7 protein-coding genes are annotated in these 7,053 nt (G+C 70.7%); 2 read left to right on the top strand and 5 right to left on the bottom strand.

The window, feature by feature from the left end; genetic code table 11:
* From FV223_RS16420 to FV223_RS16400, 5 genes are all read right to left on the bottom strand, one after another.
* Window positions 1–512, bottom strand: a 512-nt coding sequence (locus tag FV223_RS16420; protein WP_147728039.1) for an ATP-binding cassette domain-containing protein, incomplete at its 3' end; no start/stop codon positions are given.
* Window positions 512–1,291 (bottom strand): aliphatic sulfonate ABC transporter permease SsuC, encoded by a 780-nt coding sequence (gene ssuC / locus FV223_RS16415; RefSeq protein WP_147728038.1) that lies wholly within the window; start codon window positions 1,289–1,291, stop codon window positions 512–514. The genes ssuC and FV223_RS16420, both read right to left, overlap by 1 nt.
* Complete coding sequence (locus FV223_RS16410) at window positions 1,288–2,307, bottom strand: sulfonate ABC transporter substrate-binding protein (RefSeq protein ID WP_147728037.1); 1,020 nt, start codon at window positions 2,305–2,307, stop codon at window positions 1,288–1,290. The genes ssuC and FV223_RS16410 overlap by 4 nt, the downstream gene beginning before the upstream one ends.
* 6 nt (window positions 2,308–2,313) lie before the next feature.
* Window positions 2,314–3,267, bottom strand: a complete 954-nt coding sequence (locus FV223_RS16405) for an aliphatic sulfonate ABC transporter substrate-binding protein (protein WP_147728036.1) — start codon at window positions 3,265–3,267, stop codon at window positions 2,314–2,316.
* Window positions 3,268–3,275: 8 nt separating this feature from the next.
* Window positions 3,276–3,857: an NAD(P)H-dependent oxidoreductase gene (locus tag FV223_RS16400; RefSeq protein ID WP_147728035.1), complete on the bottom strand. Its 582-nt coding sequence runs from the start codon at window positions 3,855–3,857 to the stop codon at window positions 3,276–3,278.
* Window positions 3,858–4,410: 553 nt separating this feature from the next.
* On the opposite strand from FV223_RS16400, the gene sfnG reads away from it, so the two are divergent.
* Both sfnG and FV223_RS16390 read left to right on the top strand, forming a co-directional pair.
* Window positions 4,411–5,514 (top strand): dimethylsulfone monooxygenase SfnG, encoded by a 1,104-nt coding sequence (gene sfnG / locus FV223_RS16395; RefSeq protein ID WP_147728034.1) that lies wholly within the window; start codon window positions 4,411–4,413, stop codon window positions 5,512–5,514.
* A gap of 88 nt (window positions 5,515–5,602) precedes the next feature.
* Window positions 5,603–6,865 carry an SfnB family sulfur acquisition oxidoreductase gene (locus tag FV223_RS16390; protein ID WP_147728033.1) on the top strand — a complete coding sequence of 421 codons (1,263 nt, stop codon included), beginning with the start codon at window positions 5,603–5,605 and terminating at the stop codon, window positions 6,863–6,865.
* Window positions 6,866–7,053 lie beyond the last annotated feature (188 nt).

Genomic DNA, 7,053 nt, shown 5'->3' with positions numbered 1-7,053 from the left:
TCCTCGAGGGCCGCGAGCGCACGCGCCCGACGCTCGGCCTTGGTGCCGGTGCCGGTGCCGGACAGGCCGACGGCGACGTTGTCGACCACGCGGGCCCAGGGCAGCAGCCGCGGCTCCTGGAACATGATGCGCCGCGGCCGCTGAGACCGGCGCGGGCCGGCCTCGGCCTCGTCGAGGCCGATGCGCCCGGAGGTCGGCGTCTCGAGGCCGAGGATCAGGCGCAGCAGGGTGCTCTTGCCGCAACCGGAGCGGCCGACCACCGCCGTGAAGCCGCCGGCGGGCAGGAACAGGTCGAGCCCCGCGATCACGGCGTTGCCGTCGAAGCTCTTGTGGAGGTCGCGGACGGTGACCGCGATGCCGCGTTGCTCCCCCGCCCGGTCGGGGGAGGATCGGGATGAAGGTTGCGCGCTGCCCGAGGGCGTCGCGACCCTCTCCCCCTGGGACAGCGCAGGCGCGCCGGTGTCCGGTTCCCGCGCCGGCGGCTTGTCGCGGAGTTGGGCGTCGAGCAGCATCAGGCGCTCCTGTAGGCGGGGTTCCAGGCGAGGCAGCTGCGCTCCAGCTGCCGCGTCAGCGCGTCGGCGAGCTTGCCGAGCGCGGCGTAGATCAGGATCGCCAGCACCACGACGTCGACCAGCATGAACTCGCGTGCCTGCATCGCCATGTAGCCGAGGCCCGAGGAGGCCGAGATGGTCTCGGCGACGATGAGCGTCAGCCACATGATCCCGAGGGCGTAACGCAGGCCGACGAAGATCGACGGCAGCGCGCCCGGCAGCACCACGCGGCGAAACAGCTCGGCGTTCGACATGCCGTAGACGCGGCCCATCTCGACCAGGGCCGGATCGACCGAGCGGATGCCGTGCAGGGTGTTGGCGTAGATCGGGAAGAACACGCCGAGCGCCACCAGGAACAGCTTGGCCTCCTCGCCGATGCCGAACCACAGGATCACCAGCGGGATCAGCGACAGGTGGGGTACGTTGCGCACCATCTGAACCGAGGTGTCGGTCAGGCGCTCGGACAGGCGCGAGAGCCCGTTGGCGAGGCCGAGGCCGAAGCCGATGCCGCCGCCGACCACGAAGCCGGCGAGCGCGCGCAGCGTGCTGACGCCGAGATTGGTCCAGAGCTCGCCGGTGCGGCCGGCCGCGATCCCGGCGCGGATCACGTCGAGCGGCGCCGGCATGAAGCGGTTCGAGACCAAGCCGGCCGAGACCGCCGCCTGCCAGCCGACGAGGATCGCCACCGGCAGCAGCCAGGGCACGGCGGCGTCGCGGATGCGGGAGGGGGTGGCGCTCATCGGATCTCGGCCTTGCGTTGCGGGTGGGCCCAGACGGCGTCCGCGACCCGGATCGGTTTCGGCAGGAGGCCGAGGGCGTGGAAGGCGTCGGCCACCGCCTGCTGGTCGGCGATCGTCTGCGCGTCGAGGGCTGCGACCCCGTAGGACAGGCGATCGAGCGCCACCGTGAGCACCGGCGCCGGGATGCCGACCGAGGGCGCAAGCTCGGAGGCGACCGTGCCGCCGTTGCCGGCGGCCCAGGTGTCGACCTCGGCGATCGCCTTCAGGATTGCGGACACGATGTCCGGGCTCGCCTCGGTGAAGACGCGGCGCGACAGGTAGAACTGGCGGTTCGGTGCGATCCCGGTGCCGTCGGCGAGGATGCGCGCACCGGTCGAGCGCTCGGCGGCGGCGAGATAGGGGTCCCAGATCGCCCAGGCGTCGACCGAGCCGCGCACGAAGGCGGCGTTCGCGTCGGCCGGCGAGAGGAAGACGAGCCTGACCGCATCGTAGGCGATGCCGGCCTTCTCCAGGGCGCGCACCACGAGGAAGTGGACGTTGGAGCCCTTGTTCAAGGCGATGGTCTTGCCACGCAGACCCGAGACGGCGCGAATTGGGCTGTCCTTCGGCACCAGGATCGCTTCGCCCCGCGGGGCCGGCGGTTCGGTGCCGACGTAGCGCAGGTCGGCGTTGGCGGCCTGGGCGAAGATCGGCGGCGCCTCGCCGGCGGAGCCGAGGTCGATCGCCCCGGCGTTCAGCGCCTCGAGCAGCGGCGGACCGGAGGGAAACTCCGACCACGCGACCTCGTAGCCGAGGGGCGCGAGCGCCTTTTCGAGGGTTCCGCGGCCCTTCAGCAGGACCAGCGACCCGTATTTCTGGTAGCCGATCCGGACGGCGGACGCAGCGCGGGCCGGGCGTAGCGCGATCGCCGCCGCGAGGCCCAGGCCGGCCGAGAGCAGGGTGCGGCGTCGCAGCGGCACCGAGCCGTCGACGGCGGCGAGACGCGCGGCACGTTGGGGATGAAGGTCGTCGGTCATCGCGGATCAGCCGTTGCGTGCGGGTGGAATCCAGACCGCGTCGGCGACGCGGATCGGCTTCGGAATCAGCTTCAGGGCGTGGAAGCGGTCGGCGATCACCTGCTGCTCGGCGGCGACGCGGTCGTTCATCGGGCCGATGAGGAAGTCGGTGCGGTCGACCGCGCGACGGGTGGCGGCGAGGGGCACGCCGGTGCCCTTCGAAAGCAGGTCGGCGACCTCGCCGCGATTGTCGCCGCACCAACGCGCGACGCCGCCGAGCACGTCGATCACCTCGGCCAGCACCGCGCCGCGTCCCTCCGCGAAGGCGCGGCTCGCCAGGAAGAAGTTGTTCTGCCGCGCGATCTCCTTGGCCGTCGCCAGCACGCGGACGCCGTCGCCGCCCTCTGCGATGGCGTAGTACGGGTCCCAGATCGTCCAGGCGTCGATGCTGCCGCGCGAGAACGCCGCCGCGGCGTCGGCGGGCGCCAGCGTCACCGGCTCGATGTCGGCGTAGGTGAGGCCCGCCTTCTCCAGCGCGGCGACCGTGAGGTTGTGGGCGCTCGACGCCTTGGCGAAGGCGACGCGCTTGCCCTTCAGCTCAGCCAGCGACCGGATCGTCGAGCCCTTGGGCAGCAGGATGCCCGAGCCCGAGCCGCCGGCCTCCTGCGCCGCGGCGTAGACCAGGCTCGACTTGGCAGCCTGCGCGAAGATCGGCGGGGCGTCGCCAGTCTGGCCGAAATCGATGCCGTCGAGGGACAAGGCCTCGAGTAGCGGCGGCCCGAAGGAGAACTCGATCCAGCGCACGCTATGGCCGAGCTTGGCCAGGCGCTCCTCGATCACGCCCTGCTGCTTGGCGACCACGAGGATGCCGTTCTTCTGGTAGCCGATGCGCAGCACGCCCGGCTCGGCGGCCACCGCCGGACGGGTCAGGGGCAGCGCCGCGGCGAGGGCCGTGGCGACGAGGCGGCGGCGGTCGATCATCGCGGGTCTCAGCGCGCGGCGGCGAGCGCCACGGGGGCGGACGATTCCGCCGCGATCCCGGCGCGCACCAGGGCCGCGAGCTGGGCGCCGGCCTGGGCGATCCGTTCGCGCACGCCCGCATCCGTCGGGAGGCCGTCGGTGAAGTCCGGATCGGAGCCGTAGACGGTGGTCGGCACCTGCAGGGCGCCGAAGAACCCGAACAGCGGCCGGAACGAATGCTCGACGACGAGCGCGTGGCGGGCGCCGCCGCCGGTGGCGACGATCGCGACCGGCTTGTTGGCCAGGGCCGCCGGATCGATCAGGTCGAAGACGTGCTTGAACAGCCCGGTGAAGCTGCCCTTGTAGACCGGCGAGCCGACGACCAGCGCGTCGGCGCCCTCGATCGCCTCGATCACCCGGCGGGCGGGAAGCGACAGCGCATCCCGCGACCAGGCCGCGCCGAGCCCGGTGCCGGCATCGACGAGATCGAACAGCCGAAGGTCGAGGCCGCCGTCGACGGTGGCGGCCTCGGCCACGGCCTCGACCAGGGCGCGGGTCTTGGACGGGCGCTGAAGGTTGGCGCTGAAGCCCACGAGTTTCGGTCGCGTCATCGTCGGATCTCGTCTCGAAAGGAAGGTGGCGCAAGGCACGGTCCGGACGCGGGACGGCCGCGCCGCCACCCGTTCGGACCGTGCCGCGATGTCCTCCCAAAGGTGAGGCGTGCGGTGCACGCGGTCAATGAAACGTTCTTGCAAAAGAACGCTCCGGTTGAGGTGATCGTTGCCCGATGCGACCGGGAGGGGGTTTTTCGTTCTCCTTCCCCTAGTGCACCACGAAACGACCGACCTCTTCCACGAGCTCGGCCCACCATCGTTCTTTGTGAAGAACGCCGATACGATCGTTCGCGTGGTGCGCCGACCGCTGCGCTCCGCTCGGGGAAGCTTCGTTCCCCGGAAGGGCGGGCGACGAAAATTTCTTGCTCATTCAGGCAAAAGATTGCGCGTTGCTTCCTTTGACGGCGGCATCGACTTTGGAAATACTTGACGGACAGGCAAATCGGCACGACGGCGAGCGGCTGCTCGATGCGATCTTCGATCCGCGACCATGCGGGACGATCGCTCTTCGCCCTTGCGGGAGGCCTGACCGACGAGGAGGCGCAATCCCATGACAAACCGCAACGCGACCGAAGAGCCGATCCGCTTCGCCTACTGGGTGCCGAACGTCTCCGGGGGGCTCGTCATCAGCGCGATCCCGCAGCGCACGAGCTGGGACGGAGATTACAACCGCAAGCTCGCGCGGATCGCCGAGGATGCCGGCTTCGACTACGCGCTGACGCAGATCCGCTTCACCGCCGGCTACGGCGCCGAGTACCAGCACGAATCGGTGGCCTTCAGCCACGCGCTGCTCGCCGTGACGACCAGGCTCAAGGTCATCGCCGCGCTGCTGCCCGGGCCGTGGAACCCGACCATCGCGGCCAAGCAGATCGCGACGATCAGCGAGCTGACCGACAACCGCATCGCGATCAACGTGGTCTCGGGCTGGTTCTCGGGCGAGTTCCGCGCCATCGGCGAGCCGTGGCTCGACCACGACGAGCGCTACCGGCGCTCCGAGGAGTTCATCACCGCGCTTCGCGGGATCTGGACTCAGGAGAACTACACGTTCCGCGGCGATTTCTATCGCTACACCGATTACAACCTCAAGCCGAAGCCGGCGGTGACGCCGGAGATATTCCAGGGCGGCTCGTCGCGGGCGGCGCGCGACATGGCGGCGCGGGTGTCGGATTGGTACTTCACTAACGGCAACACCCCCGAGGGCATCCGGGCGCAGGTCGCCGACCTGCAGACGAAGGCCGCCGCCAACGGCCATGCGGTCAAGGTCGGCGTGAACGCCTTCGTCATCGCGCGCGACACCGAGGCCGAGGCGCGCGCCGTGCTGCAGGAGATCATCGACCATGCCAACCCGGATGCGGTGAAGGCTTTCGGCCACGAGGCGAAGAACGCCGGCCGGGCTTCGCCCGAGGGCGAGGGCAACTGGGCGAAATCGACCTTCGAGGACCTCGTCCAGTACAACGACGGCTTCAAGACCAACCTGATCGGCACGCCGGACCAGATCGCCGAGCGCATCATCGCGCTCAAGGATGCCGGGACCGATCTCGCGCTGCTGGCCTTCCTGCATTTCCAGGAGGACGTGGCGTATTTCGGCGCGCACATCATCCCGCGGGTCCGCGCGCTCGAAGCCGAGCGCGCTGAGCGCGCCGAGGCGGCGTAGGCGCGCCGATGCCGAGCATCCCCTCGCCGCGCGATCGGGAAGAGGCGGATGCGTATCCGACGACCGCCCTCGAACTTCGGAGAGATCGATGAACATCGCCGTCAGCACCCAGGCGCTGTCCGGAACAGCGTCCTCTCGCGGCGTCCCGGGCCCGGCCCGTCCATCCGAGGCCGCCCACGTCATCCGCGACGACGCCGAGGCGATCCGCGTCGCCCACGCGCTCGCCGCCTCGATCCGCGAGGGGGCGTCGGAGCGCGACCTCGCGCATGCCCGGCCGCTGGCGGAGCTCGACCGGTTCTCGCAGAGCGGCCTATGGTCGATCAACGTTCCGCGCGAGCACGGCGGCCCCGAGGTGTCGTATCGGACGCTGGCGCAGGTGATCGCCATCGTCGCCGCGGCCGACCCTTCGATCGCGCAGATCGCGCAGAACCACCTCGGCATCGTCGCCGCGATCCGCACCGTGTCGGACCCCGAGCAGCAGGCCCTCCTGTTCGCCGAGGTGCTGCGCGGCACCCGCTTCGGCAACGCGTTCTCGGAGAAGGGCACGGCGCGCGCCGCCGACTTCGCCACCGACTTCACCGACCACGGCGACCACGTGATCGTGCAGGGCCAGAAGTTCTACGCCACCGGGGCGCTGCTCGCCCACCTCGTGCAGATCGTCGCCGTCGACGATGCGGGTCTCGCCTGGTACGCGATCGCCGACCGCAACGCGCCCGGTCTGACGGTGATCGACGACTGGTCGGCCTTCGGCCAGCGCGGTACGGCGAGCGGCACGGTGCTGATCGAGGCCGTGCGGGTGGAGAAGAGCCACCTCGTCCCGGCCTGGAAGGCCTATCAGGAGCTGCCGCGCCTCGACGGGGCGATCTTCCAGATCATCCAGGCGGCGATCGACGCCGGCATCGGCCGCGCGGCTCTCGACGACACCATCGCCTTCGTGCGCGAGAAGGCGCGGCCGTGGATCGATGCCGGTCAGGATCGGGCCTCCGACGACCCCTACACCATCCAGGCCGTCGGCGACCTCACCATCCGCCTGCACGCGGCCGAAGCGATCCTCGACCGCGCCGGCCTCGCGATCGACGCCGCGCTCGTCGACCATGATGTAGGGCTGGTGAACGCCGCCAAGATCGCGGTCGCCGAGTCGAAGGTGCTCACCACCGAGATCGCGCTCGCGGCCTCGAACAAGCTGTTCGAGCTCGGCGGCACCCGCTCGACGCTCGCCGAGCACAACCTCGACCGGCACTGGCGCAACGCGCGGACGCACACGCTGCACGACCCCGTCCGCTGGAAGGTGGCGATCGTCGGCAACCACGCGCTCAACGGGGTGGCGCCCCCCTCTCACGCCTGGAGCTGAGGCGCGTCAGGCCGCGCGGATCGCCTCGGCGGTCTCGGCCGGATATTCCTCGTGCGGGCTGAGGGCGATGTTCATCGATCTCTCCGAAGTTCGAGGGCGGTCGTCGGATACGCATCCGCCTCTTCCCGATCGCGCGGCGAGGGGATGCTCGGCATCGGCGCGCCTACGCCGCCTCGGCGCGCTCAGCG

Source organism: Methylobacterium sp. WL116, from assembly GCF_008039455.1.
GTDB lineage: Bacteria > Pseudomonadota > Alphaproteobacteria > Rhizobiales > Beijerinckiaceae > Methylobacterium.
The sequence above is the reverse complement of the archived record's forward strand: the minus strand, read 5'-3'. Positions and strand labels throughout refer to the sequence as shown.

Excerpts from the sequence above, each read along its gene's own strand:
- ssuC (WP_147728038.1), bottom strand. The coding sequence starts at position 1,291 with ATGAGCGCCACCCCCTCCCGCATCCGCGACGCCGCCGTGCCCTGGCTG.
- sfnG (WP_147728034.1), top strand. The coding sequence starts at position 4,411 with ATGACAAACCGCAACGCGACCGAAGAGCCGATCCGCTTCGCCTACTGG.
- FV223_RS16410 (WP_147728037.1), bottom strand. The coding sequence starts at position 2,307 with ATGACCGACGACCTTCATCCCCAACGTGCCGCGCGTCTCGCCGCCGTC.
- FV223_RS16405 (WP_147728036.1), bottom strand. The coding sequence starts at position 3,267 with ATGATCGACCGCCGCCGCCTCGTCGCCACGGCCCTCGCCGCGGCGCTG.
- FV223_RS16400 (WP_147728035.1), bottom strand. The coding sequence starts at position 3,857 with ATGACGCGACCGAAACTCGTGGGCTTCAGCGCCAACCTTCAGCGCCCG.
- FV223_RS16390 (WP_147728033.1), top strand. The coding sequence starts at position 5,603 with ATGAACATCGCCGTCAGCACCCAGGCGCTGTCCGGAACAGCGTCCTCT.